Source organism: Govania unica, from assembly GCF_027920805.1.
Taxonomy (GTDB): Bacteria; Pseudomonadota; Alphaproteobacteria; order Sphingomonadales; family Govanellaceae; genus Govanella; species Govanella unica.
Map to the genome: position 1 here is coordinate 336,094 of NZ_JANWOI010000004.1, position 26,633 is coordinate 362,726.

At 58.6% G+C, this 26,633-nt stretch carries 24 protein-coding genes; 6 read left to right on the forward strand and 18 right to left on the reverse strand.

Annotation, left to right across the window (positions count from 1 at the left end; translation table 11 throughout):
* The first annotated feature begins 27 nt into the window (after nucleotides 1–27).
* Nucleotides 28–1,494: an amino acid permease gene (locus NYP16_RS12325; protein ID WP_274944455.1), complete on the forward strand. Its 1,467-nt coding sequence runs from the start codon at nucleotides 28–30 to the stop codon at nucleotides 1,492–1,494.
* 44 nt (nucleotides 1,495–1,538) lie between these two features.
* Here the strand turns inward: NYP16_RS12325 and NYP16_RS12330 are convergent, their stop codons facing one another.
* Nucleotides 1,539–2,510, reverse strand: a complete 972-nt coding sequence (locus NYP16_RS12330; RefSeq protein ID WP_274944456.1) for a magnesium transporter CorA family protein — start codon at nucleotides 2,508–2,510, stop codon at nucleotides 1,539–1,541.
* Nucleotides 2,511–2,706: 196 nt separating this feature from the next.
* On the opposite strand from NYP16_RS12330, the gene NYP16_RS12335 reads away from it, so the two are divergent.
* Nucleotides 2,707–3,726 carry a dipeptidase gene (locus NYP16_RS12335; protein WP_274944457.1) on the forward strand — a complete coding sequence of 340 codons (1,020 nt, stop codon included), beginning with the start codon at nucleotides 2,707–2,709 and terminating at the stop codon, nucleotides 3,724–3,726.
* Nucleotides 3,727–3,855: 129 nt separating this feature from the next.
* On the opposite strand, the gene NYP16_RS12340 is transcribed toward NYP16_RS12335, so the two are convergent.
* From NYP16_RS12340 to NYP16_RS12380, 9 genes are all read right to left on the reverse strand, one after another.
* A complete protein-coding gene (locus tag NYP16_RS12340; RefSeq protein WP_274944458.1) occupies nucleotides 3,856–5,112 on the reverse strand; it encodes a tetratricopeptide repeat protein in 1,257 nt (418 codons plus the stop codon).
* A gap of 84 nt (nucleotides 5,113–5,196) precedes the next feature.
* Complete coding sequence (locus NYP16_RS12345; protein ID WP_274944459.1) at nucleotides 5,197–5,625, reverse strand: ExbD/TolR family protein; 429 nt, start codon at nucleotides 5,623–5,625, stop codon at nucleotides 5,197–5,199.
* 28 nt (nucleotides 5,626–5,653) lie between these two features.
* Nucleotides 5,654–6,091, reverse strand: a complete 438-nt coding sequence (locus tag NYP16_RS12350; RefSeq protein ID WP_274944460.1) for an ExbD/TolR family protein — start codon at nucleotides 6,089–6,091, stop codon at nucleotides 5,654–5,656.
* A gap of 1 nt (nucleotide 6,092) precedes the next feature.
* Entirely contained in the window at nucleotides 6,093–6,974 is an 882-nt protein-coding gene (locus NYP16_RS12355; protein ID WP_274944461.1) for a MotA/TolQ/ExbB proton channel family protein, read from the reverse strand.
* Between the two features lie 69 nt (nucleotides 6,975–7,043).
* On the reverse strand, nucleotides 7,044–7,670 hold the full coding sequence (locus NYP16_RS12360) for an energy transducer TonB (protein ID WP_274944462.1): 627 nt from the start codon (nucleotides 7,668–7,670) through the stop codon (nucleotides 7,044–7,046).
* 171 nt (nucleotides 7,671–7,841) lie between these two features.
* Nucleotides 7,842–9,215, reverse strand: a complete 1,374-nt coding sequence (locus NYP16_RS12365; RefSeq protein ID WP_274944463.1) for a sensor histidine kinase — start codon at nucleotides 9,213–9,215, stop codon at nucleotides 7,842–7,844.
* A 4-nt stretch (nucleotides 9,216–9,219) separates the two neighbouring features.
* Nucleotides 9,220–9,906 (reverse strand): winged helix-turn-helix domain-containing protein, encoded by a 687-nt coding sequence (locus NYP16_RS12370; RefSeq protein WP_274944464.1) that lies wholly within the window; start codon nucleotides 9,904–9,906, stop codon nucleotides 9,220–9,222.
* Nucleotides 9,907–10,003: 97 nt separating this feature from the next.
* Complete coding sequence (locus NYP16_RS12375) at nucleotides 10,004–11,563, reverse strand: DHA2 family efflux MFS transporter permease subunit (protein ID WP_274944465.1); 1,560 nt, start codon at nucleotides 11,561–11,563, stop codon at nucleotides 10,004–10,006.
* Between the two features lie 11 nt (nucleotides 11,564–11,574).
* On the reverse strand, nucleotides 11,575–12,702 hold the full coding sequence (locus NYP16_RS12380) for an HlyD family secretion protein (protein ID WP_274944466.1): 1,128 nt from the start codon (nucleotides 12,700–12,702) through the stop codon (nucleotides 11,575–11,577).
* 163 nt (nucleotides 12,703–12,865) lie between these two features.
* Between NYP16_RS12380 and NYP16_RS12385 the strand changes: the two genes are divergently transcribed.
* Nucleotides 12,866–13,552 (forward strand): TetR/AcrR family transcriptional regulator, encoded by a 687-nt coding sequence (locus NYP16_RS12385; RefSeq protein ID WP_274944467.1) that lies wholly within the window; start codon nucleotides 12,866–12,868, stop codon nucleotides 13,550–13,552.
* Between the two features lie 3 nt (nucleotides 13,553–13,555).
* Here NYP16_RS12385 and ygiD read toward each other — a convergent pair whose 3' ends face one another.
* Both ygiD and rimO read right to left on the reverse strand, forming a co-directional pair.
* Nucleotides 13,556–14,332, reverse strand: coding sequence for a 4,5-DOPA-extradiol-dioxygenase (ygiD, locus tag NYP16_RS12390; protein ID WP_274944468.1), 777 nt, complete (start codon nucleotides 14,330–14,332; stop codon nucleotides 13,556–13,558).
* Nucleotides 14,333–14,566: 234 nt separating this feature from the next.
* Entirely contained in the window at nucleotides 14,567–15,907 is a 1,341-nt protein-coding gene (gene rimO, locus NYP16_RS12395; protein WP_274944469.1) for a 30S ribosomal protein S12 methylthiotransferase RimO, read from the reverse strand.
* A gap of 526 nt (nucleotides 15,908–16,433) precedes the next feature.
* On the opposite strand from rimO, the gene NYP16_RS12400 reads away from it, so the two are divergent.
* Nucleotides 16,434–17,384: a winged helix-turn-helix transcriptional regulator gene (locus NYP16_RS12400; RefSeq protein ID WP_274944470.1), complete on the forward strand. Its 951-nt coding sequence runs from the start codon at nucleotides 16,434–16,436 to the stop codon at nucleotides 17,382–17,384.
* Between the two features lie 297 nt (nucleotides 17,385–17,681).
* Here NYP16_RS12400 and NYP16_RS12405 read toward each other — a convergent pair whose 3' ends face one another.
* From NYP16_RS12405 to NYP16_RS12415, 3 genes are all read right to left on the reverse strand, one after another.
* Nucleotides 17,682–19,139 (reverse strand): carotenoid oxygenase family protein, encoded by a 1,458-nt coding sequence (locus NYP16_RS12405; RefSeq protein ID WP_274944471.1) that lies wholly within the window; start codon nucleotides 19,137–19,139, stop codon nucleotides 17,682–17,684.
* A complete protein-coding gene (locus NYP16_RS12410) occupies nucleotides 19,115–20,116 on the reverse strand; it encodes an NAD(P)H-dependent flavin oxidoreductase (protein ID WP_274944472.1) in 1,002 nt (333 codons plus the stop codon). Before NYP16_RS12410 ends, NYP16_RS12405 begins: the two co-directional genes overlap by 25 nt.
* A 148-nt stretch (nucleotides 20,117–20,264) precedes the next feature.
* The gene (locus NYP16_RS12415) at nucleotides 20,265–22,463 is read right to left on the reverse strand and encodes a TonB-dependent receptor (protein WP_274944473.1); all 2,199 of its coding nucleotides are present in this window, start codon (nucleotides 22,461–22,463) and stop codon (nucleotides 20,265–20,267) included.
* A 363-nt stretch (nucleotides 22,464–22,826) separates the two neighbouring features.
* On the opposite strand from NYP16_RS12415, the gene NYP16_RS12420 reads away from it, so the two are divergent.
* On the forward strand, nucleotides 22,827–23,441 hold the full coding sequence (locus NYP16_RS12420; RefSeq protein ID WP_274944474.1) for a 2-hydroxychromene-2-carboxylate isomerase: 615 nt from the start codon (nucleotides 22,827–22,829) through the stop codon (nucleotides 23,439–23,441).
* A gap of 12 nt (nucleotides 23,442–23,453) precedes the next feature.
* Here NYP16_RS12420 and NYP16_RS12425 read toward each other — a convergent pair whose 3' ends face one another.
* Nucleotides 23,454–24,341, reverse strand: a complete 888-nt coding sequence (locus tag NYP16_RS12425; protein WP_274944475.1) for a MipA/OmpV family protein — start codon at nucleotides 24,339–24,341, stop codon at nucleotides 23,454–23,456.
* A gap of 211 nt (nucleotides 24,342–24,552) precedes the next feature.
* Between NYP16_RS12425 and NYP16_RS12430 the strand changes: the two genes are divergently transcribed.
* On the forward strand, nucleotides 24,553–25,011 hold the full coding sequence (locus tag NYP16_RS12430) for an RrF2 family transcriptional regulator (protein ID WP_274944476.1): 459 nt from the start codon (nucleotides 24,553–24,555) through the stop codon (nucleotides 25,009–25,011).
* Nucleotides 25,012–25,031: 20 nt separating this feature from the next.
* Here NYP16_RS12430 and NYP16_RS12435 read toward each other — a convergent pair whose 3' ends face one another.
* Entirely contained in the window at nucleotides 25,032–25,484 is a 453-nt protein-coding gene (locus NYP16_RS12435) for a MaoC family dehydratase (protein ID WP_274944477.1), read from the reverse strand.
* Nucleotides 25,485–25,524: 40 nt separating this feature from the next.
* On the reverse strand, nucleotides 25,525–26,628 hold the full coding sequence (gene ychF / locus NYP16_RS12440; protein WP_274944478.1) for a redox-regulated ATPase YchF: 1,104 nt from the start codon (nucleotides 26,626–26,628) through the stop codon (nucleotides 25,525–25,527).
* Nucleotides 26,629–26,633 lie beyond the last annotated feature (5 nt).

The following is a 26,633-nucleotide window of genomic DNA, read 5'->3' on the forward strand; positions in this document are numbered from 1 at the left end:
ACTACAAAGGAAAATGGGGAGTTTTGTATGGGTCTCTGGACTCGCAAGGATATCAATACATTGCAAATGGAAGCCCTGGCAGGGGCTGACGTGCATGGGAATTCGTTGAAACGCGTTCTATCCGCCTATCAATTGATCATGCTTGGGATCGGGGCCATCATCGGCGCCGGTATTTTCGTTATCACCGGGGAGGCCGCGGCCAATTATGCCGGGCCGGGGGTGATGTTTTCCTTCATGGTGGCGGCGCTCGGCTGTTTCTTTGCCGGGCTTTGCTATGCTGAATTCGCCTCGATGATCCCGGTGGCGGGCAGCGCTTATACCTATGCCTATGCGACGCTTGGCGAGTTTATTGCCTGGATCATCGGTTGGGATCTGGTGCTTGAATATCTCGTGGCGTCGTCGACGGTGTCGGTCGGTTGGTCCGGCTATTTCACCGCCTTCATGCATGAAATCGGTATTTTTATTCCGGCGGTGCTCACAAGCGCTCCGCTCGCTTATAACGATGGCCAGTTCCATCTGACGGGCTCCTTCATCAATTTCCCGGCAGTTTTGCTGGTCGGTATTATCACCAGCATTCTGGTGTTCGGTATCGAGATGTCGGCCCGTTTCAACAATGTCATCGTCATGATCAAGGTGGCGGTGGTGTTGCTGGTGATCGGCATCGGCATTCAGCATATCAATTGGGCCAATCTGGACCCGCTGGTTCCGCCGAATACAGGTAAATTCGGCGAATATGGTTTCTCGGGGGTCATCCGCGCCTCGGCTGTGGTGTTCTTTGCCTATATCGGCTTTGACGCGGTATCCACGGCGGCTCAGGAGGCGAAGAACCCGCAACGCGACATGCCGATCGGCATTCTCGGGTCGCTGGCCATCTGTACCGTGCTTTATATCCTGATGGCCTTCGTGATGACGGGGCTGGCCCATTACACCACGCTCAATGTGCCGCATCCGGTGTTTGTCGCCATCAACACGCTTGGCCCGACCTATGCCTGGCTTGGCATGCTGGTCAATATTGGGGCCATCATGGGTCTTGCGTCGGTTATTCTGGTTCTGCTGATGGGCCAGCCGCGCATTTTCATGTCGATGTCACGGGATGGTCTGCTGCCGGGCGCGTTCGGTCGTGTTCACAGCAAATACCGCACGCCCTATGTGGGCACCATCATCACCGGCTCTGCCGCGGCGATTTTGGGTGGCCTGTTGCCGATCGATGTGCTCGGCAAGCTTGTGTCCATGGGCACATTGCTGGCTTTTGTCATTGTCTGTGCCGGGGTTCTCGTTCTGCGCCATACCTCGCCAGATCTGAAGCGTCCGTTCCGCACACCGTTTCTGCCGTTTGTCCCGCTCGCCGGGATCGGCATTTGCGGCTACATGATGGTGAGCTTGCCAGCTGAGACCTGGTTGCTGGTCACGGTCTGGACGGTGATTGGCCTGGCTATTTATTTCTTGTATGGGAAAAAACGATCCCGGCTCGGTAAGGCTGCTGCCGCTGAATGATCACAAAAAAGGGCTCGCCACGGCGAGCCCTTTTTCTTTGCCGGTCAGAGCCAGCCTTTGCGCTTGAAAAAGAAATAGGGCAGCACAGCCGACAGCAACATCACGACGAGCGCGATTGGATAGCCGTAAGTCGAATGGATTTCGACCGGCATATGTTCGAAGTTCATGCCGTAAATGCTGGCGATCAGGGTCGGCGGCAGGAACACCACGGCGGCCACGGAAAAAATCTTGATGATGCCGTTCTGTTCGATGTTCAGCATGCCAAGCGTCGCATCAAGCAGGAAGTTGATATTGCTCAACAGAAACGTCGCGTGATCGCTTAGGGAGGTGACGTCGCGAATCAGCGTCTTGACGTTGCGGCCAAGCGCCTTGTCGGTCTTGGCGTCGCCCGGGCGGCCGAGGAAGGTCAGCAGCCTGCCAATGGAGACCAGACTGTCACGGGCTTTCGAGGTCAGGGTCTGACAGCGGCCGATACGCTGTAGCATAGCTTCGAAATCGAGCCCGGCGAGGCGCTTCCGTCGGGTGAAGGTCTCGTTCGACAGGCTGTCCATGTCGGCCTGCACATGTTCGAGAATATCGGCGATGCGGTCGATGATGGCATCAAACAGACCCATTAGCGCCGCTTCTCCACTGGGGCAGGCATGGCCCGGACGCTCGACCTGTGAGGCGAAGGAGCGAAACGGCAAGGGGTCGGCATGGCGCAGTGTGATCAGGCGATGGCCGCTCAGGATGAAGGTGACCGGATGGCTTTCGGGGATCACGCTGTCGGCTTTGGTGAGCACCGTGGCCGTGAGGAAGAAAGCGCCGCCTTCCTGGTAGAGCCGGCTTGAGACTTCGATCTCGCTCATTTCCTCCTTGGTCGGGAATTCAAGGCCGAGCGAGGCTTCGATTGTTTTGGTCTCGGCCGGGGTCGGCGACATGAGATCGATCCAGGTCGCGGCGAACGGAACCTCCTGGCCTTCTTCAAGCGAGACACGTCGCATGGTTCCCATGCTGTTGACAAAGGCCGTGATCATGCCGGGGCTCCCCTGGTTCGAGCGTCTTGGTTTATCAAACTGATCTTAGGGCAGTTATGGCTAAGGCGGGGCAGACTGGCCAATGATCTTTTTGTGACCCGTGCAATTCTGTGGCGATTAGGTTCCCGGGGCTTGACGTTTGCCAAAGCTCCAGCATGATCATCAGCTTGAGAACGACGATCAAGAGGAAGTTTCGATGACCAGTGCCTTATCGGAGACGGCGGGAGAAGCATTCGGGCGCGGGCGCAGCCTGCTGCGCGATAGCATCGTCTGGGACAACCATGCCTGTATGCCCATGCGGCCTGACCAAAGTTTTCTGGGCGATATCGAGCGCTGCCGGGACGCGGGCGTCAATGTGGTCACGCTCAATATCGGCTTTGGCAGCATGGGGTTTGAGGACCATGCACGGATCATCGCCGCTCAGCGCAACTGGTACGCGCGCCAGCCCGACAAATATGCGCTGGTGCGCACGGCGGCGGACATCAAAGCGGCCAAGGCCGCGGGCAAGCTTTCCATCCTGTTCGACATCGAAGGGATCCGCGCTGTCGAGGACGATCTGTCGTTCATTCAGTTGTTTTACGACCTTGGGGTGCGCTGGATGCTGATCGCCTATAACAAGGCGAACAAGGCGGGCGGCGGCTGCCAGGATGCGGAAGATCCGGGCTTAAGCGATTTCGGTCGCGATGCGGTGCAGGAGATGGAGCGGGTCGGCATGCTCCCCTGCATCAGTCACACCGGCCTTCGCACCTCGCGCGATGTTCTGGAGATGGCGCGGGGACCGGTCATTCTGTCGCATTCGAATCCACGTGCGCTGGTGGATCATCCGCGCAATGTGCCGGACGATATCCTCACGGCGGTGGCAGCCAGCGGCGGCGTCATCGGCATCAACGGCATTGGCCGTTTTCTCGGCGATATGGATGTTTCGGCGGCCAATTTCGTGCGCCATGTGGACTATGTGGCGAAACTGGTCGGGCCGCGTCACGTGGGGATCAGCCTCGATTACACCTTCGATATGAGCGAGCTTACCGACTATGTGACGGCCCATCCGGAACTGTTCCCGCCGGAGCTTGGCTATGACGGCACATTTAAATATGTCACCCCGGAACAGTTCCCGGAAATCGCCGAAATTCTGCTGGATCGTGGCTATAGCGCAGACGAGGCGAGTGGCATTCTCGGCGGCAACTGGCTGAGACTGGCCGAGACTGTTTGGAAGTAGGCCTTAAGCTGGTTCATCACGGCTTATGTTTTGCCGACAAGGCAAAAAAATCGGTGCGCTCAGCAGAGCGCACCGTCCGTACCTAGTCATGTTTTGCCGATGGGTGGGTACGGGAGAGGACAGAAATCCTTAGGATTTGTTGCCGACATAGATACGCCACAGATCAGCGATCGTGCTGGTGTTGCCGGTGCCTGCCTTAACGTCACGCAGGGTCTTGCTGGCATCCGCGGTTTTGCCGGCGGCAAGTTGAGCAAGCGCAAGGCGCAGTTTGGCGTCTTCCGGATTCTTGAGGCCGCCTTTGGCGATACCGGCGTTGATCGCAGCAATGGCTTTGTCATGCATGCCATAGCTTGAATAGGCTTCGCCGATCTTGACGCTGGCTTCGCCGGTCGCGGCCTTGGCTGCGGTGGCTTCGTCGGCGGCAAGTGACTTCTGGTCGGTGGCGGCCTGTGTTTTGGCCATGGTCAGAAGACGGGTTTCACGTTCTTTGTTGACGCCGCCAAGCTGGCCGTCCGCAAAGCCCTTTTCGAGGACCGTCTTCGCTTCACCCGGGAGACCGGCCTGAATGGCAAGCTGAGCCATTTCCACCAGTTCGCTGCCGTCCTTGATCAGGCCGTTGGCCCGCTTCAGGCGGTAGTAATCAAGATTGTCCTTGTCCGACAAACCTGTTTTGCGCATGGACAGGTCGAGGAGCTGTTCCCAATATTCCTTGGAGGGATAGCGGGTGACGAGCTGCTTCAGGGAGCTTGCGACGCCGTCCATATTGCCAAGCTTGTAGGCGCTGCTCATGTCGAGCTCAAGCCACTCTTTCTTGACTGGCTTTCCAGCGGCATCAGCGGCGCGGATGACCTGACGGACCATATCGCCGGATGTCTTGTAATCCTGCTGGATATAGGCGACCTGCGCCAGCATCAGCTGAATTTCGGTATCCGGACCAACTTCCTTCAGGTAGCGGTTCGCGAATTGCTTCGCCTTATCGTAATTCTTGATCTGATAGTTGAGCTGGGTCACAGCCTTGAGACGGGCCGGCACCTGGGCCGCATCAAGCTGACCTGAGGTGACGGTGGCTTCAAATGCTTTGGCTGCGGTTGCGTAATCTTTCAGATTGATCGCCACATAACCAAGAAATTCGTTAACGGTCTGTTGCTCATAGGCGGTCTTGCCGGACACGGCGTCCGCTTCCTTCACCTTAACCAGAGCTGATTTGAAATCGCCCTTTTGAGCGGCTTCCTGCGCCTCTTTGAGGGGCTTGCCGACCTTCTGACCAACTTTCTGCTCTTTCGCCGCATGGGCTGCAGTCGGGGCGAAGACGACGGTCGAAGCCAAACCACCCGCGACGCAGGCGAAGGCCAACAGGGCGGCGGAAAGCGTCTTTGTCTGTCTCATGATCATATTTCTCGCGGAGAGGAGGGGAAAACGGAAGACGGCGCTGGCAGCATCGGCTCTGCACAGCGCCGTCCCGTGAAACGACTAATCCATATATTGTTCGTTGCCGACGAAGCCGATCTTTAGGACGCCGAGCCGCTGGGCCGAAGCCAGCACGCGTGCGACGTGATCGTATTTCGCCAGGCGATTCGGCCGAAGGTGGACTTCCGGCTGCGGATTGGTATTCGCAGCGCGGGAGAGGTAGCCATTCAGGGTCGCCTGATCCGTAACGGGAGTGCCGTTCCAGATCACAGTGCCGTCAAAGTCTACCTCAAGGTTCACCACCTCGGGCTTAACCAGCTCTTCTTTCTGGTTCATGTTTGGTCGCGGCATGTCGAGTTTCACCGCGTGAGTCTGGATCGGAATGGTGATGATGAGCATCACCAAGAGAACCAGCATCACGTCGATGAGCGGTGTGGTGTTCATATCCACCATCACTTCATCATCACCGCCGGACGATACATTCATTCCCATAGTGTATTAACTCCTTAGGTTTCCCCAATTACATATTGGGAACAACCCGTTCGGGGTCGGTGATGAAGCCCACCTTGCCGATGCCGCCCCGCTGGCAGGTGACCACCACCCGGCCGACATACTCAAAGCGAGTATTCTTGTCGGCGCGGATATGGACTTCCGGCTGCGGTTTCTTCAGCGCGGCTTCTTTGACACGATCGAGAAGTTCGGCGTTGTTCGCCATCTTCTCCATGCCCCAGAACACGCTGCCATCCTTGTCCACAGAGATGCTGATATTCTCAGGCTTCGTCTGGGTGGGGATGTTTTCGGCTTTTGGCAAATCGACATCGACGGTCTGGAGGACGACCGGAACCGTGATCAGGAAGATGATCAGCAGAACCAGCATGACGTCCACGAGAGGCGTCGTGTTGATGTTAGACATTACTTCGTCTTCATCACCATTACTGCTGCCGACATTCATACCCATATTAGTGGCTCCGAGCTGCGGTCTTGGCCGGTGCACCAGCTTCGCGCGAACCGCTCAGCAGGTAGGTATAGATGTCGCCGGAGAAAGAACGAAGGTTTTCCATGGCCACTTTGTTACGACGGACAAGCCAGTTGTAACCAAGAACGGCAGGAACAGCGACGGCCAGACCGATGGCGGTCATGATCAGTGCTTCCCCAACCGGACCAGCGACCTTGTCGATCGAAGCCTGACCGGAAAGACCGATGGCGATAAGCGCGTGGTAGATACCCCACACCGTACCGAACAGACCGACGAACGGTGCAACCGAACCCACGCTGGCGAGGAACGGCAGACCACCCTGAAGGCGGCTTTGTACGAAGTCGGTCGAACGGCCGAGCGACAGCTGCACCCAATCAGCCAGGCTGAGCTGATGCGAGAGCGAGCCTTCATGCTGTTCAACAGCCTTCAGGCCATCTTCGACAACAGCACGGAAAGCGCTGGTCTTTTCAAGCGAGTTGACGCCTTCCTGCATGGTCTTGGCAGCCCAGAACTTCTTGGCAGCCGTTTTGGCCTGGTTCAGGATCTTCTGCTGCTCAAGCAGCTTGCCGATCAGAATGAACCATGTGCCCATCGACATGACCAACAGGATCACGAGGGTGGATTTGGCGACAAAGTCACCATGCTGCCACATGGAACCCAGGCTGTAGGGGTTGGCAACTTCTTCGGTCAGTGCAGCGCCGGAAGCAGCTGCGTCAGCAGCAACGTCACTGGCGGCTGCTGCGGCGTCGGTCGCGGCAGAAGCCGCAGCCGAAGCAGCGTCGGTTGCAGCGCCAGCCGCGGCGTGAGCCGCGTCGGCTGCGGCCGAGGCCGCTTCCTGCATGATGAACAGAAGTTCGTTAATCATCTGAAAATTCCTCTCAGAATTCGGTTCAGTCCATTGGACTTATAAGCGTGGCTATCGTTCACGCCGAGTTTAGTTGGTCAGGCGGAACGTGACTGCCACTTTGGTCCAGGCTGCCACGGGCTTGCCGTCTTTCGTCGCGGGCTTGAAGCGCCAATTGCGTTCGGCTTCCTTCTGGGCCGCTTCATCGAGACGGTTGAAACCACTCGACTTATCGACTTTCGCTTCTCCGATGCGGCCATCTTCCTTCACATACAGAAGCAGGATAACCGTGCCTTCTTCACCTGCGCGTCGTGCTGACGGCGGATATTCCGGCTGGGAGTTGCGCTTCGTGCTTTGGGGTGGCGTGTCTGGCTGAGCGGGCTTTGGAGCCGCGACAGGCGCAGGGGCCGACACCTTGGATTGCACGTTTGAAATCGCCGTAGTCGACGAGGACTCAGCCGGCATATCAATGGAGATTTCCGGAGGAGGCACGAAGGGCGGCGGGGGTTGATCAAATTTAGGCGGCGGCGGTGGTGGTTCTTTGTCATCGGGCTTTTGTTCTTCGATGATCTTGGTCTCGATCGGACCACGGATCACCTCAATAACGCTACGCGCGAGACCTGACTGCAGGGCATAGCCAACGGCTACGTGCATCAGAACCACGATACCGAAGCCAACCATGCGGGTAGAGCTTGATTGTTGATTGGCATAGCTCATGGATTTTACAGAAAGCCTCCATTTTCGAGCGCGATACGTTCAAGTCTGCCTTAATTTGGCAACACTCGTTCGCTACAAGGACGGTATGCTGTCCTAAATTTCCTGAGCGTGGATAGAACATTAAAATTTTGTAATGTTCGGACAAAAACCCGTAATCGCTCTATGAATGCTTCACTTTCGTCCCAAAGTCAGAAATTTGATGGAGGCCCTCAGTCCGGGGTCATTGTCGGCCAGGGTGAAGTCGGCGCTGTGCAGTTTGGCGACCGCGGCCACGAGGCTGAGGCCGAGTCCTTCACCATGCACCGTATGGGTATGAGCGGTCTCAAGCCGCACGAAGCGTTCCTGCGCTTTATCCCAGTCTTCTGATGGAATTCCAGGGCCTTGGTCGGCGACCACGATCACCGGGCCAGCATTCCCGAGCAGCGTTCTCAGCAAAACGTCGCTGCCTTCCGGGCTGTATTTGAGGGCGTTTTCCACCAGATTCGACACCGCCTGCGCCAGCAACTGGCGGTGACCGCGCACTTTCAGCTCCTCGCTGACCTCGATTTTCAGATTGATTCCTTTTTCTTCCGCCACCGGGTGATAAAGCTCCCCAAGATCCTTGACGAGGGCCGAGAGATCGACGCTGGCCATCTGGTCGCGGCTGAGACCGGCTTCGGCGCGGGCAATCTCAAGGAGGGCGTTCAGGGACGTCACCAGGTTGTCCGCCTCGGTCAGGACCACGGCGACGGTGTCCTTGACCCGTTGGTCCACGTTGGGCTTGTCCACCATGGCCTCAAGCCGTGTTTTCATGCGCATCAGAGAACTTCGGAAGTCATGGGCGATGCTGTCGGTGATGGTGCGCATGGAGGTCATCAGTTCCTCGATGCGGTCGAGCATGCCATTGAGCGCGCCGCCCAGGCGATCGAACTCGTCAGATTCGGCCGAACGTTCGAAACGCCGGGATAGATCCCCGCGCATGATGTCGTCGACGCCATGGGTGATGCTTTCGACCCGTTGCAACAGCACGCGGGACAGAAAATAACTGCCAGCCAGGCCGACAATGGCGGTGACCAGCAGGGCGATGGTCAGCGCCTCGGTCACGCGCTTGCGGAACAGGGCGCTGGTCTGGAGGTCGCGGCCGACCAGAAGCCAGCTACGGTCCGGCAACGGCACGGCACGGAAGCCAATGGGCGTGGGCGTGACGTCAGACCGCCGCAACAACTGGATGCGGTGCCATTTGCCGTCGGCCTCGATGCTTGGCGGCCAGGATCCGAGGTTGCCGCTCACGATGAGGCCAGTCGGGCTTTGCAGCAGATAGACGGATTCGTTGTTGCGGCTTTCGTTGGCCCGCCGCTCCATCAGCGACTTGACCCCGGGGATGCCGTTTTTCATGAACTCGGCCTGAAACTCCTCCACCTCATGATGGGCAGCTTCGGCATAGCGATTTTCCAACAGGGGAACGGTCAGAAAATAGAGGATCGCATAGGCGATCACGATGGTCGCAAAAGTTCCCCACAAAAATATCCGAACAAACCGGCTGGCAGTCGTGTTGATCGTCCGCATGGCCTCACCTCTCAGCTGTTAGGATATATCCCGCTCCTCGGATGGTATGGATCAGGGTGCGCGTAAAGCCTTTATCGATCTTCTGGCGAAGACGACTGATGTGAACATCGATGACATTGGTTTGCGGGTCGAAATAATGGTCCCAGACCCCTTCAAGCAACATGGTGCGGGTGACGATCTGGCCCTGACGGCGCATGAGAAATTCCAACAGCCGGTATTCGCGTGGCTGCAATTCGATTTCGCGGCCCTCCCGGGTGGCGCGGCGGGTCAGAAGCTCAAGCTCGAGATCGGCGCAAGTGAGTTTGGTCTGGGCCATGTCGCTGGCACGTGGACGGCGCAACAGAATCTCGACCCGGGCCAGCAGTTCGGAAAAGGCGAAGGGTTTGACCATGTAATCGTCGCTGCCTGCCTTGAGCCCTTTCACCCGTTCATCAAGGGTACTGAGCGCGGACAGGAAGATCACCGGGGTATCGATGCTCGCGGCCCGCAGGGCGTTCAGCACCGACAGCCCGTCGAGGGACGGCAGCATGCGGTCGAGAATGATCAGGTCGTGACTGGTGCCGGTGGCAAGATAAAGCGCCTCGCGGCCGTCGCTGACGAGATCGACCGCATAGCCCGCCTCCTTCAACCCTTGCGCGATGTAAGGGCCGGTTACGGTGTCATCTTCAACGACTAGGATCTTGCGCGACATAGTAGTCGGATACTCTGAAATTATAGTCCTGTAATGTTCTTGACCAGTTTAGCGCCAACACAAGGATTTCCAAAGGCAATCCATGGCCTACGGGAATTTAGTGACCGTCCTTGACCACATGCGCGGGTTTGCGCACAAGCGGCATCAGCAGGATACCGACGACGAAAACTCCGGCCATGACCAGATAGACGTCGTTGAACGCAAGGACGGTGGCTTCGCGCTGCACCAGGCCGGCAATGATCTTCATCGCTGCGGCGTCGGCATTGATCCCGGACGCGTCACCCAGACGGGCGGTAAGTCCCTCAAGAAGATTGCGGAATTCTGGCCGGGACGGATCGAGTCGGTCCGACAGCCGGGCCATATGAAGATGCAACCGGCTGTCGAGCAGGGTGTTGATCCCGGCCATGCCGATGGCCCCGCCGAGATTGCGCATGAGATTGTAAAGCCCGCTCGCGTTATTGAGCTCGGCCGGCGGCAGGGTGCCGAGGGCGAGCGCGTTCACCGGGATGAAGCAGAACATAAGCCCGAGTCCGCGCACCGCCTGTGGCAGTAGAAACTCATGAAAGCTCCAGTCGGAGGTCTCGTAATGGGAGAGGAACAGCCCGCCGCCAAATAGCGCAAGACCGATGCCGAGCATCAGACGTGGATCCATCAGCGGCTGCAAGCGCCCGGCAATCGGGGCGGAGGCGAATTGAAAGATCCCGGCAATGGCCATGATGGTGCCGATTTGAAGCGCGTTATAGCCGCGCACCCGGCCGAGAAACAGCGGCATGATATAGGTCGCGCCATAAAGGCCGATGCCGATGATGAAGCTGTAGAGACAACCGATGGCGAAATTGCGGTCGCGAAAGGCGCGGATATTGACGATCGGCTTGTCATAGCTGAGGACGCGGCGGAAGAACAGAAAGGCTGACGCCACGCAGACGACGGTGAAGAAGGTGATCGACGGTTTATCAAACCAGTCGTCGCGCGGGCCCTCGTCGAGCACATATTCAAGGCTGCCGAGGAACAGGGCCATCAGGGTCAGCCCGATGATGTCGAACCCCTTGCGCAAGCTCGCGTCGGCGCGGTCGAGCGCGGGCATGGCGGATACGACGAAAATGATCAGCGCGCCCGGCACCAGATTGACCAGGAACAGCCAGTGCCAGGACAGGGTCTCGCTCAACCAGCCGCCAAGCGTCGGGCCGATGGTCGGGGCCATGGTGGCTACCAGGCCGACAATGACATTGGCAAAAGCCTGGCGCTGGCGCGGGAACAGCGAGAAGGTGGTGGTGAACACGGTGGGGATCATGGCCCCGCCGAGAAAGCCCTGAAGTGCCCGGAAGACGATCATGCTTTCAATCGACCAGGCACAGGCGCAGGCGATGCTCATGACCGTGAAGCCGATGGCCGAAATGACGAACAGTTTGCGGGTGGAGATCATGCGGGCGAGATAGCCCGACAGCGGGATCATGATCACTTCGGCGATCAGGTAACTGGTTTGAATCCAGCTGATTTCATCGGGGCTGGCCGCAAGTCCGGCCTGAATCTGGGCGATAGAGCTTGCAACGATCTGGATGTCCAGAATCGCCATGAACATGCCAAGCACCATGAAGCCCCAACCGATGTATTGGGCGCGGGTCGGGTGGGGACGCTCTACGCTTGTGGCGCTGCTCATGGGGATTGCCTTTAGGGCGCGCTGCGGCTAGTGGGAGCGGGCAGGGCGGCGGCGCGTGGGGTTTCGGCGGCGGCCGCAGCCAGGCCTTGGCCGGCCGGGTTGTCCGTGTTTGAGCGCGTATCGACCGACACCACCGCCGAAAGGCCGGGGCGCAAAGCTCCGGCGAGATCGGCTGAGGAGACTTTGATCCGCACCGGCACCCGCTGGACGATCTTGGTGAAATTGCCGGTGGCGTTTTCGGGCGGCAGCAGGCTGAACCGCGCACCGGACGCGGGGGCGAAGCTTTCGACCGTGCCCTTGACCTCGCGGTCTTTGAAGGCGTCGATCTTGAGGGTCACCGGCTGGCCGATCTTCATATAGGCGACCTGGGTTTCCTTGAAATTGGCCACCACATGGACGTCCGGCAGCGGCACCACGGCCAGAATTTGCATGCCCGGGCGGAGATATTGGCCGATTTCCACTTGTTTGTTGCCGACCACACCATCGATGGGCGCGCGGATGATGGTGTTGTCGAGATCGATCTGGGCCAGCGTGCGTTCGGCCTCGGCGGCTTTGAGTGCCGCCGCGGATTCCTCGATCTGCGACGAAAACACCACCAGGCGCTGGCGCTCGGCGGCGAGGGCGGCCTTGTTGGCGGTGAGTGCGGCGTCGGCCTTTTCATGATCGGCTTCGGCCTGATCGCGGCGCTGGCGGCTCACCGTGCCATCACTGGCGAGGCTGATATAGCGATCAAGATCGGACTTCGCCCGTTTGCGCTCGGCTTCGGTGCTCCGGAGCCGAGCTTCGGCCTCATGGATGAGGGAATGTTGCAGCGTTACTTGTTCCACAAGTGCGGCGCTGGCCGCGCGCCGGGCCGCCACATTGGCATCGGCAGCCTGAACATGGGCGGTGAAATCGCGGTCGTCGATGACCACAAGCACATCGCCCGTGTGCACCGGCTGGTTATGGGCTACCCGCACTTCACGCACATAGCCCGTGACTTTGGGGGCTATGATCGACATGTCGGCCTCGACATAGGCATTGTCGGTGGTTTCGATATAACGACTCACCGTCCACCAATGCCAGCCAAAGACAAGAGCAGCCACCAGGAGGAGACCTGCGGCACCGAGGCGAAGCATGGACTTCTGGGCGGACGTCATGACGATGATCCTTGGGATGCAATGAGACTAGCATGGTATTGGCAAGTACCATTTTCGTATGTATGGTACCGTGCAGTACCATTGTCAAATAATTTCCCTGAGCTAAGCTTATTTTTTAGGCCTAGGGAGGGCGAGCATTCGGTCCTGGCACAGACAGGACGAAATGCATGAGGATACAGTGATGAATGTGCTTGAAGTCAGCCCGGCAAAAGATCGCCCGGTTCGCTCCGATAAAGCGGCGGATAAGGGGCCGTCACGCAGCGACCTCCGCCGCCGCGCCATTGTCGAGGCGGCGACAGCTGTGTTTCTGGAGAATGGCTTTGCAGGCACCACGCTTGACAAGATCATCGAACGCTCAGGCGGGTCGCGGCGCACGCTTTACGAACATTTCGGCAGCAAGGAAGGTTTGTTCACAGCGGTGCTGTGCCGCTGCTGCGAACGCATTCTCGACAGTGTCGATGAGGCAGCTTTCTACAGCCAGACCCCGCGTGATGCGCTCCTGTTCATCGGGGACGCGTTTTTGCGCGCCATATGCGATCCGGTCAATCTGGCCATCCATCGCGCGGTGCTGAGCGAAGTGACGCGGTTTCCGGAACTCGGCGATGATTTTTACCGCAATGGCCCGGGCAAGGGCCATGTTCGGTTGGCCGATTATCTGCGTCAGAAAACTGCCGAAGGGCTTCTCAACGCGCGTGACCCCGAACTCTGTTCGGAGCAGTTTCTTGGCATGGTCAAAGCGGATATTCATATGCGGGCATTGTTCTATCCGGACTTTGTCTTGAGCGATGAGGACATCAAATGCCGGGTGGAGGCGGCCGTCACGACCATTCTGACGGTCATGACGCCCTGAGTCCTAGCCGGCCTGGACCGACAGCATGCTCAGCGACCCCATCACAAGGGAGTCGCTCAGGACGCGCAAGGGATCGCTCGCCCGCGCGGCTCCGGCCACATAGAGGAGCGGCAGGTAATGTTCGGCGGTTGGGATCGCCCGCTTGGCGTCGGGGCCATCGCTTTCATATTGTGCAAGGGCGCCATAATCGGCGGCGAGAAACCGCGACCGCGTCAGATCATTATACCGCTCGGCCCAGTCATAGCCGCCCTCGGCCATCTGCCAGTCCGCCAGACCAAGGTTATGCACCACATTGCCACTGCCGAGAATAAGCACCCCGGCGTCGCGCAAGGGCGCCAGACGGCGGCCCAATTCAAGGTGGTGGGCTGGCTGAGCGTCCTGATTGATGCTGAGCTGGACCACGGGAATATTGGCCTCCGGGAACATATGGACCAACACCTGCCAGGTGCCATGGTCAAGGCCCCAGTCCTGATCCAGCGTCACGGGCTCGGGGGCCAGAAGTTTGACCACTTCGCGGGCGAACTCCGGCGCACCGGGGGCGGGATATTGCACATCGAACAGCGCCTGCGGAAAGCCCCGGAAATCATGAATGGTGCGCGGGCTCGACATGGCGGTGACGAAACTGCCGCGGGTATACCAATGGGCCGAGATAGACAGAATGGCCTTTGGACGGGCAATCACCGCCCCAAATTCGGCCCAGGATGCCGTGAATGAATTCTGTTCAAGCGCGTTCATGGGGCTGCCATGACCGATGAAGACGGTGGGGAGAGCGACGGACATGGGAAAGTCTCCTTATGGCGTGTGACAGCATAAGGGGCTTTTTCATCAAGCCGCAAGTACGGCTGGATGGGATGGACTGTTCAGGGTGGGGGAATAATGGAGGCGTTGTGGCCTCGATCAGGATGCCACTCCTCCTGTCATTGCCGGGCTTGACCCGGCAATCCATCTTCATACTGGCTGAGCCATGGATTACCGGGTCAAGCCCGGTAATGACAGATAGTGTTGGTTGTTACCCTAAACCTGAACTTCGCCCCAGAGGTCATATTCGTCGGCTTCTTCGATGGTGACGCGGACGATTTCGCCGACGGTCAGGTCATGGCCGTTGGTGACATAGACGCTGCCGTCGATTTCCGGGGCGTCGGCCTTGGTGCGGCCAATGGCGCCTTCATCGTCGACGTCGTCGATGATGACGTCATAGGTCTGGCCGACCTTCTTTTCCATGCGGCGGGCCGAGACGTCCTGCTGGGCCGCCATGAAGCGGTGCCAGCGTTCTTCCTTGATATCTTCCGGCACGGCGCCGGGAAGGTCGTTGGCCTTCGCGCCATTGACGGCTTCATACTTGAAGCAGCCGACGCGATCGAGATCGGCTTCCTGAAGCCAATCAAGCAGGAACTGGAAGTCTTCTTCAGTCTCGCCAGGGAAGCCGACGATGAAGGTCGAGCGCAGCGTCAGGTTCGGCACAAGGTCGCGCCACTTGCGGATGCGTTCGAGGACGCGTTCGTGGTCGGCCGGGCGGCGCATGGCCTTCAGCACTTTCGGGCTCGCATGCTGGAACGGAATATCGAGATAGGGCAGGACCTTGCCCTCAGCCATCAGCGGGATGACCTGGTCCACATGCGGATAGGGATAGACGTAATGCAGCCGCACCCAAACCCCAAGCTCGCCAAGGGCCTCCGCGAGATCGGTCATATGAGCGCGCACCGGCCGGCCACGCCACTCGCTGGTCTTGTGCTTGATGTCGACGCCATAAGCCGAGGTGTCCTGGGAAATGATCAGGAGTTCCTTAACCCCTGATTCCACAAGCTTTTCAGCCTCGCGCAGCACGGCATTGACCGGGCGGCTCACAAGCTTGCCGCGAAGATCCGGAATGATGCAGAAGCTGCAGCTGTGATTGCAGCCTTCGGAAATCTTCAGATAGGCGTAATGGCGCGGCGTCAGCTTGATGCCCTGTGGCGGCAGCAGATCGAGGAACGGTTCATGGGCGGGCGGGGCCGCGTCATGGACGGCGTTGACCACCGCTTCATATTGCTGCGGGCCGGTGACGGCGAGCACATTCGGATAGACGTCGCGGATGGATTGCGCCTCGGCACCCATGCAGCCGGTGACGATGACCTTGCCGTTCTCGGACATGGCCTCGCCGATGGCATCGAGCGATTCCTGCTTGGCGCTGTCCAGGAAGCCGCAGGTATTGACGATCACCACGTCGGCGCCGTCATAACTCGGTGAAATGGCATAGCCTTCCGACCTGAGTTTGGTCAGGATGCGTTCGGAATCGACCAGCGCCTTGGGGCAGCCGAGACTGACGATGCCGACCTTGGACGGCGCTTTCAGGGTTTTGGGTGCTGTTTTGCTCATGGCGCCTATATAACGCCGACGCGCTCATTTGCATAGAGGGAGCTGTTTGTCACCTTATCACATGATAATTCACATAAACGTGAAGTTGTGGGACTTGACGAAAGCGGCAAACCACAATATTCAGGTGCCGTGAGACAAAGAGTTACATGTCTGTCCAAGTCTCCCGATGTTGCAGGTTTCTAATTGCTTAGTGTTTTCCTGCTTGTTGTCCCGGGATGATTTTGGAAGTGGTTTCTTTATACTGCTCCATTTCCCATTAAGGGTTTTCGGTAGTTGCGAATAGATGCGAGATGGAGAGTTTCCTGTCCGCCCCAGCGTCCTATGTTGCAGGTATTAGTCGCGTTGTAGTGTTCCTGCTTGTTGTCTCAGGTCGATTTTGGGAGGGGCGTTTTTATAACGCCCCTAGTCCCACTCAGATATCCCTTCATATTTCTTATTTTCTCTAAATCTTGCATAATGAGACCGTCGCGCTTATGGATGGCGTTTGGCGGCTTTTGTGGTTCCTGTTTTGAGTAATGGTGTGAATATGGGGACGGGCAGTGACAAGGCAGTAAAAGAAATCAGGGCCTGCTCCATATGGCGGGCACTTGAACTCGTGGGCGATCTGCCGACCAATCTGATTTTGGAAGCGTCTTTTCTCGGCGTGCGCCGGTTCGAGGAATTCTGTGCGCGCACCAATGTCCTGCGCACGCTGGTGACCAGCCGCCTGAAAAAACTGACCGAGGAAGGCTGTTTGGATCGCGTCCAATATTCGACGCGGCCGCCGCGTTATGAGTATCGGCTGACAGTCAAAGGCCGCGCGCTTTATCATAATTCGCTTATGATGCTGCGTTGGGAACGTAAATGGGGCCGCGGGCAAGGCAAAATGACGGTGACCCTGACCCACAATTTATGCGGTCATGAATTTACCCCGGAAATGCAGTGTCAAAGCTGCCACAAGGACATCGACCCCCGCGCCGTCACCTGGAAAGAGGGACCGGGGCTTGCCATGATGCCGCTTGAATATGGGCGGCGGCGGCGGCAGTCGAGCTCGGCGGTGGCTCGTCAAGGGCCGACCAGCCTGTTTGACGATATCGCCCAGATCATTGGCGATCGCTCGGCTATGCTGGTGCTTCGCGCCTGCTTCACCGGCAAGCAGCGCTTCGAAGATATTCGCGAGGATGCGCAGATCGCCACCAATATCCTGTCCGACCGCCTCAAATGGCTGGTCGAGGAAGAGGTGCTGCGGCGCGAGCTTTATCAGGAAAGCCCTGCCCGTTATCGCTACCGGCTGGCCGAAAAGGGGCTCGATATCTACCCCATCCTGCTTGAGCTGTTGCGCTGGGGCGATGGCTGGTACGCCCTTCCCGAGGGCCCGCCGCTCTTGCTGTTCCATAAGCCCGACGGCCACCCTCTCAATCCCGCAGTGGTCTGTTCCCACTGCAAGGCCGAGATCAAGATCACCGAAGTCTCCTTCACGGTGACGGAACGAGATTAAGACCGCTCACTCCCCTCTGTCATTGCCGGGCTTGACCCGGCAATCCATCTTGCCCACCGTCCCTGCGTTCCCGTGGATTACCGGGTCAAGCCCGGTAATGACAGTTTAGGTGGGAATCGTCTCTCCGCGAATTCAGTAGCTGCGAAGGCCAGGGGATGGGGAGCGCGGGGGCAGGTTTGCTCTCAGTCCACCCCTATCTGTCATTGCCGGGCTTGACCCGGCAATCCATCTTGCCCACCGTTCCTGCGTTTCCGTGGATTACCGGGGCAAGCCCGGTAATGACAATTTGATAGGACCTCACGCCGGTATCGTCTCCCCGCGTACCCAGCAGCTGTGGAAGCCGGGCGGGATGCGTTGGGGGACGGCGGCGCGGCAGATGGGGCCGGTGCTGATGTTTTGGGCGTCGAAAATCAGCACTTCGGATTTACCGCTGGCGCTTTCGGTGGCGTAGCTGATGACATAGCCGTCGTCTTCGGCGCGTGAGCCTTTGCGTGGTGCGAACGGGCTTTCGCTCAGCATCCAGCCCTCGGGCAGGCGATAGCGGTCGGAGCGGCCGGTCTCAAGGTCATATTTGATCAGCCCGTCAAACCACAGCACATCGTGGTCGGCGATGGTGACGTTATAGCAATAGCGTGACTTGCGGCCGGTCATGAGGCCGTTGATGGTCGGGAACTCGCTGTTGAGATCGTCGAGAATCTCTTCTTTCACTTCGCCGGTCTTGAGGTTGAAGCGCCAGCGCCGCAGCGTTGCGTCCATTCTGAGCCAGGCCATCATGCGGGAAAATTCGGTGTCGCCCAGATTGCGGCGCGGTTCGGGCTCCATATGGCGGCAGGCGATCATGACGATTTCGTCGCCGTCCTCCCAGGCATTGACGGTGTGATAGATGTAGCAGGGATCGGCTTCGAACCAGCGAATACTGTCGCCCTTGCCATAGCGCGGGATGATGCCGAAGCGGCTTGGCATGTCCGGATAGAACGTCACCTTATGAATGTCGCGGGCGAGCAACTTCGGGTCCCAGAACAGCGGCAGATCATGGAGGATGGTGTAATTTTCGGTGATGGCCATGTCATGGGGCAGCCGCGCGCCCGGCAGGTCAATCGCCACATGATGACGGAGCGAGCCGTCCGGGGCCAGCACGCCATAGGTCATATAGGGCGGCTTGCTGTCGTAATCGAAAAACAGCAGTTCGCCGGTCTGTTCATCGGCCTTCGGATGCGCCGACATGGAGCGCACGCCCATGCGCGGCAGCTCGATGGTGCCCTTGGTTTCAAGGGTGCGGGCATCGATGCGATAGGCGTCACCGCATTGGTAGAAGGTTGAGACGGCGCCGCCCTGATACACCGCCACATCGGTGTTCGAGGCGTCCTTGAGGAAATGATCCGAGCCCCAGGCCATCTTGAGGCTGCGGTCGGGGGGCGACATCAGGCCGGGCCAGATGGCTGCGCCCGCGTCGAGCTCCATGCCGAGGCCAGTGGTGTCCACCCAGCGGTTGCGGTAGGTGATGCGGCCGTCACGAATTTCGGCACCATGGATCATGCCGTCGCCGTCGAACCAATGGGGCCGTCCGCTTGCAAGCACACGCGGGTTCGGCCCGGTGCGCAGATAGACGCCATCGAGATCCCGCGGGACTTCGCCAGCAATAATATCGAGATCCTCGGCGGTCACTTCAGCATGAACGGGGCCGAAAGGCGGCACCAGATAGGGGCTGTCGCTGTCTATCGCAAGCAGGGTCACATCGCGGATTGTGGTGCGCATGTCCTGGATCCTTTGGCGTCAAGAAAGGGATGGCTTGCGTCAGCCCGGTCATATTCAGCCTTGAGCCGGGCGATCAAGGCGGCTGCCGGGGCGATGTCGCGGACGCTGCCGACGCCATGTCCGGCCGACCATACATCTTTCCAGGCCTTGATCTGGGTTTGGGCACCGCCAAAATTGATGGCGCTGCCGGCGCCGGGGTTGGCCGGATCGAGGCCCATTTTTTCCAGACTAGCCTTGAGGTAATAGGCATAAGCGCCGGTCAGCTTGTTGCTGAGCACCAGATCCTCGAAACTCGCGTCGATCAGCATCTGCCGGTATTCGTCGTTGGCGAGGCTTTCCGAACTGGCGATGAAGGGCGTGCCCACATAGGCGAAATCGGCCCCGAGCATTTCAGAGGCGCGCACCGCCTGCCCCGTCGCCACCGATCCGGCGAGCACGATGATGCCGTTAAAAAATTCGCGCACGGCGGTGACAAAGGCAAAGGGCGACATCTGCCCGGTATGTCCACCGGCCCCGGAACTGACAAGCACGAGCCCGTCGGCGCCCGCCTCCGCTGCTTTCTTCGCATAGGGCACGCTGTTGACGTCGGCGAACACCAGCCCGCCATAGCTGTGCACGGTCGGAATGACCGGGCCGGGTCCGCCAAGCGCGGTGATGACGATGGGCGGCTGATGGCGGGCCACAAGCTCCAGTTCCGCGTCCAGCCGGTCATAAGAGCGATGCGTCACCATATTGGCGGCCCAGGGCGCGACGATCCGCCCGGCCGCGCGGTCGGCGGCAAGCTCGGCGTTGATGCGTCCGAGCCACTCGTCGAGCAGCTCGATGCTGCGGCTGTTCGGAAACGGAAACGACCCGATGACGCCGCCCCGGCAGGAGGCCAGCACCAGATCGGGGCCGGACACCAGAAACATAGGGGCGGCAATGACCGGCAAGGTCATCTGGCGATAGATTTCGGACAAGCGGGTGCGTGCGGTCATTTCGGGCCCTTGGCTATTACTTGCATAAATATACTAATTCGTTCTGCCGTCGCCTGACAAGCATAAAAAAACCGGCCCCCTCTCGCCAGGGCGGTAGGGGGCCGGTCGTCATCACGTTTGTTGAGAGGCTAAGCGAAGGGAAGCTCGATCATTCCCCCCATTTATAATTCAGAGTCACGCCAAAGGTGCGCGGGGCATCGAACACGGCATAGCCATTGCCGAGGAAGGGAATGATATGCGTGGGCACATCCCTGTTGCCGAGGTTTTTGCCCCAGACCGCCACCTGAACGCCGCTCGCCTCATGGGTGTAGGTGAGGCGGGCGTCAAACAGACTGATGCTGTCGATTTTGGTTTCCCGCGCATTGGTGGGCTCGAAGTAATATTTGCTCGTCCAGCGAAAATCGGTGCGCAGACTGAGGTCGCCGCTCGGGACCGGGAAGGTGAGCGCGGCATAGAGGCTGGTGTTCCATTTCGGAGCCCGGGCCAGTTGATTGTTCTTGAATTCGCCAGTGGTGATTTCGGTGTGGAGGAAGGATCCATTGGCGCCGATTTCGAGATTATCGGTCAGGAGAGCGCTTGTTTCGATTTCCGCGCCATAAATTTTAGCGTTGGAGCTGAAGGTGATCAGGCGCAATGAGGAGTCAAGCCGGTACAATTGCAGGGCCCGATAGTCGGTATAAAAGCCCGTGGCATTGAAGCGCAGCCGGTTGTCAAGCCAGTCGCTCTTGATGCCGGCTTCATAGGTCCAGGAATGCTCGGGCGGCAAGGGAATGCCGACATTGGCGATGACATTGTTCTGGCTTGCATAGATGCCCGATTTATATCCACGGCTCACACTCGCATAAAGGAGCGGGCCGTCAGCGTCTTTATATTCAAGGGCGAGACGTCCGGTCAGCGCGCTCCAGCTATGTTCAGCCGGGACGGCATAAGGACCATTCGGAAACAGCGGAATGCCTGAAGTGGGGTTGTTCGTATTGTTGGTGGCCGCCTGGAAGGCGTCCTTTTTGTCATGGGTCCAACGCAGGCCACCGGTCACACTCAGGGTTTCGGTGAACGGATAGGTCATCTGCCCGAAGGCGGCATAGCTTTTCGATGTCACGTCCTGGAAGAAGGTTACATCGCCGCCCGCCGCAGGCACCAGCAGGAAGCTGGTGACATAATTGTCGTTGCGACTGACCTTTTCATCGAAATAGAACAGTCCGGTGACCCAGTTGACCTTGCTGCCCGGCAGCGAGGTCAGGCGTAACTCCTGGCTGAACTGATGGGATTTTTCATTCGCCCTGTTGTCATTTTTAAGCAGGAGCGGAATGGACGGCGTACCGAGATCCTCGAACCAGTGCAGCTCGTTATGCCGGTAGGCGGAGAGCGAGGTCAGAGTGGCGAAGCTCATGTCGTAATCGATACGGCCATAGACGCCATAGACCTCGCGATTCTGGAAGCTGTTTGGATTGGCGAATGAATCGCGGAGGTCGGTATCGGCCGGGTATTTGGCGCGCACGTAGCCGGTCGTTGCGCCGGGAAAGATCAGATAGGGCACGCGGGCGTTGCCGCCGTTGCGGTCCTTGGTGTAATCGCCCGAGAGCAGGATCCTGAGGTCGTCGTTCGGTTGAAACAGGATCTGTGCCCGTCCGCTCCAATTGTCTTCCTTGCCGAGATCATTGCCGTTGATAAGGCTTGTTGAATAGCCTTCATGAGAGCGATGGAGACCGGATAGCTTGACAAAGACCTTGTCATTGATGGGGGCGTTACCTACGGCTTTCAGTTCAAGGGTGTTGTAATTGCCGTAGGTGCCCTCAAGCTTCACGTAAGGTTTGTCCGATGGCTTCTTGGTGATGATGTTGACCGCCCCGCCCGAGGTGTTGCGGCCATAAAGGGTGCCCTGCGGCCCGCGCAGCACTTCAACCCGTTCAAGATCGAAAAAGTCGAAAGCCGCACCGCTCGCCCGGCCCACATAGACTTCGTCCATGAAGATGCCGACGGTGGGATCCCCCGCCGCTGAATTGGTATTGGTGCCGACGCCGCGAATAAAAAATTGCGGCTCCACCAGATTCTTGCGGTTCATGACGAAGTTGGGGGTGCGCCCGGCGATGTCGGCGATACCGACCGCGCCGATCTTGGCGAGAGCGGTTTCGCTGAAGGCGCTGATGGCGACGGGAACGGTTTGCAGGTTTTCGGCGCGTTTCTGGGCCGTGACGATGATTTCCTCAAGGGTTCCGAAGGACCCCGGTTCAGCTGGCGCAGCCGTTGCCGGGATGGCAAGCACGCTCCCAAGAAGGAGTGCGGCCAATCCCGCAGTCTTCCCCGCAGTCTTTGGCGTGATGGTGGTCGATGTCTTGAAGTTCAGCATAATTTTCTCCCTATATCGTGACGACGTGAACGGTCTGCACAGGTGCAGCCGCAGAAATCGCGAAAGAGAGGAAGGGGGAGGCGGCATGATCCCTACGACGGGTAGGGGCCAATTACAGGTCGAAAGACATAGAATAACAGCCTCCGTCGCCGCGGCAGACAGCATCTGAAACAGGTTCAGGTGATGGTTTGCTACAGCAATTCGCAGGCAAGTTTGCCCTGTATGGAACAAACCCTTAATCCTCCCAATTCCCGCCTTGCAGCTTTGTGCGGCTTCTCTTACCGCTTTTCTTGTGTAATGCTTGCATAACTATACTAATGAAAAACTATCTCTAATGGCAAGCTGAAATATGGGATGCTCGGCATGACGCAGAAAACGACCCGGACGATCGATTTCTTTTTTGATTTTTCCTCGGCTTATTCCTATGTGGCGCTCGGCAAACTTGATGCTTTTGAGGCGGCGCGTGACGTGAGCTTCGTCTGGCGGCCATTTTCGCTTGGGGTCGTGTTTAAGGAAACCGGCGGTTCGCCGGCAAAGTCCGACAGCTTGAAGGGCCGCTATATCACCCGGGATGTGGAGCGGTCAGCTGGTGAGATCGGCCTGCCGTATGTCTGGCCGCAGCCTTTCCCGTTCAATAGCATTCCCGCCGCACGGGCATTTTATGCCATTGCAGAGACCGATCCCCGTATGGCGCAGCTTTTTGCCCGCGCGGTCTTTGCGGCGAGTTATGGCCTCGGCAAGGATCTGAGCGATGCAGATCAGATCCTTGGGGTCGTGGCCGAACTTGGCCTTGATCGCGAGGATATGGCGGGCCGCATGGGTGGCGATCAGGCGCGGGCCAAGCTCAAGGCCGTGACCGATGAGGCACTGCGGCTTGGCATCTTCGGCGCTCCCATGTTCCTCGCCGAGGGCGAATTGTTCTGGGGCGCTGACCGGCTTGATCAGCTCGGTCACTGGCTCGATCGCGGCGGTTGGTGAGCCATCCCAAGCTTAGAATTTATAATAAACTCCGACGCCGCCGCTCAGCTGCAAAGAGGAGACGTCTCTGACAAGGGGGCTGTTGGTGGCATCGCCGAGCAGGCGTTTGAGCTCGAGAAACTGGCCAGCGCCCCAGTGTTCCGTGATTTTATATTGCCCGCCCAGGCTGACCGAGACGTCAAACAGACCGCCATTCGGGTTATAGTCTGGAAAGCGCCCCGAGGAATGCCAGGCTTCACTGTGTGTCACGCCGAAATTGGTGCGGATATGCCGGGCTGTGGCGATCGAGGTGCTGATCGCACCCTGAAGACCGAATTTACGGTCCGGACTTTGATAAAGACCGGAGGTTGCAGAGAAATTGAGCGTGTCGCCCTGACCGGCGCCAAGGGCATGGGTCCAATCCGTGCTTAACAGCAGGTGGCCCCTACGATATTCAACATAGGGGCCGACCCCCACCGTGCTGTCGATCCTGTCGAGGCCATGGAGCGCCGGGGACCGGGTATTGTTGCGTCCGGGAATATAGCGGACCAGGATCCCCGTCCGCAGACCCTCATGGGTAAAGGCATTGACCTTGAGCGTCGTGCCGCTCAGGCGGACATAGTTTTTGTAATTGAGCCGGACGAGCGGCAGAACGGCCAGATGATAGCTGCCACTGCCCCTGTATTCGGGGGTGAAGCTGGTGGCGACGCCGACGGAGCCGCTCAGTCCGGGGACCAGTCCTTCATTGGGAAAGAGGGTGTCGAGGATATTCTGCACCTGCTGGTGGGTGTCAGGGCGGCTGCGAAAACGATTGCCGGCCGCGGCTTGGCCGGGAAGGACAATACTCAAAGTGAAGGCGGAGATTACAGAGGCAAGACATAAACCGGTCGGAGTGATAACGGGCACGCGGTCTCGGTACATTCGTTGGTCCTTGGTCGGTTCAGGGGCCGGCGACGAGACTGTCTTCGCCCAAGTAGGCTTTCGCCTCCTTGGTACTCATTCCCCAGGGACATGGTATAGAAGGGAAAGCCCTGGTGGCAACAAAGGCTTTCTTTTCAGCAGGATTGTTTCTATAAGCGCTTTGGTTATCTGACGTTTGCGATATGCCGCTTCCGGCTGATGGGACAGTCACGTGATCTCTCAAAAAGCGAAATATGCGTTGAGGGCTCTGCTCGCTTTGGCGAAGGCGAGCGAGAGGGCTGCTGCGGGCGAACCCGGCATCCTGTTGATTTCCGAAATCGCAGAAGCTCAGAATATCCCCAAGAAATTTCTCGAACAGATCTTGCTTGATCTCAAACATGATGGTCTGGTGGCCAGCCGGCGCGGCAAGCAGGGCGGCTATGTACTGTTGAAAAACCCGGAAGACATCACGTTCGGTCGCGTCATGCGCCTCATTGACGGACCCATGGCGCCCTTGCCCTGTCTGAGCCGCATGGCCTATCGCCGTTGCGAGGATTGCAATGACGAGGCGACCTGCGCCATCCGCAAGGTCTTTGCCGAGGCCTATGACGCCACGGCCGAAGTGCTTGACCGCGCCACCGTCGCCGACGCCCTCAAAGGTGCCGACGCCGGGGTCCTGCTGGACTCCTGAGCCCTATAGTCCCTTAGATCTCAATCGGAAATTTGCCGCCGCCGCATCATGGTCATGGCCACCATGGTCAGAACCATTTCATCTTTCTGGTTCATGACGAAGGCTTTGTGCTTGATCGTCCCGCGATCGGGTTTCGAGCGCGAGGGTGCGGTTTCAAGCACATCGAACGATACCCTGAGCACGTCCCCCGGCCGCACCGGGCGCAGAAAGCGGATTTCATCGATTCCGGGCGAGCCGATGCCGGTCGATTGATTGAGAAAGCTGTCGCACATCAGCCGCATGGCGATGCCGCAGGTATGCCAGCCGCTGGCGATCAGGCTGCCATACATGGTCTTGGCGGCGGCGGCTTCGTTCACATGGATTGGCTGCGGGTCATATTTCTCAGCAAATTCAAGGATTTCCTCACGCGTGACCGCATATTCGCCGCATTCGAAATTCTGCCCGACTGTCATATCCTCGAAACTGTAAACCATGCCAGAATTCCTTGATGAAGCTATAATCGGACCTGTTTCGTCATGTATTAAAGCGAAAATGCATGACGTCGCCGTCGGCGACAACATATTCTTTGCCTTCGAGGCGCATTTTTCCGGCGTCCTTGGCGCCCTGCTCGCCATTCAGGGCCACATAATCGGCATAGGCGATGGTTTCGGCGCGGATGAAGCCATGTTCGAAATCCGTATGGATGACGCCTGCAGCGGCCGGAGCCTTGGTGCCCTGCGGAATGGTCCAGGCGCGGGCTTCCTTGGGGCCGACGGTGAAATAGGTGATGAGGCCGAGAAGATCATATCCGGCGCGGATGACCCGGCTCAGGCCGGTTTCATCAAGGCCCGAGGCGGCGAGGAATTCCTGTTTTTCCTCCGCACTGTCGAGAAGCGCAATCTCGGACTCGATGGCGGCGCAGATGACCACGGCGCCGTTGCCTTCAGACTTGGCGAAGGCGAACACGCGTTCCGACATGCTGTTGCCTGCGGCGGCGGAGCTTTCCTCGACATTGCAGACATAAAGCACGGGCTTCGAGGTCAAAAGCTGCAGTTCACGGTAGGCTTTGGTTTCGTCTGCGTTTTCGGGCGTGACCACGCGGGCGGGCTTGCCGTCCTTAAGCGCGGTCAGGATGCGGTCCATCAGGTCGGCCTGCAATTTGGCGTCCTTGTCGCCGCCCTTGGCTTTTTTCGCAGCGGCCGTATGACGGCGCTCCAGGCTGTCGAGATCGGCCAGCATCAGTTCGGTTTCCACCGTCTCGGCGTCGGCGATCGGGTCGATTTTGCCGTCCACATGGGTGATGTCGTCATCTTCGAAACAGCGCAGCACATGGATGATGGCATCCACTTCGCGGATATTGGCGAGGAACTGGTTGCCGAGCCCTTCGCCCTTCGAGGCTCCACGCACCAGACCGGCGATGTCGACAAAGCCAAGCTGGGTCGGCAGAATCTGGGCTGATCCGGCGATTTTCGCCAGAATATCAATGCGGGGGTCGGGCAGCGGCACCTGGCCGACGTTCGGTTCGATGGTGCAGAAGGGATAATTGGCTGCCGCCGCCGCTGCGGTGCTGGTCAGCGCGTTGAAGAGCGTTGATTTGCCGACATTGGGCAATCCGACGATGCCGCATTTGAACCCCATGGGAA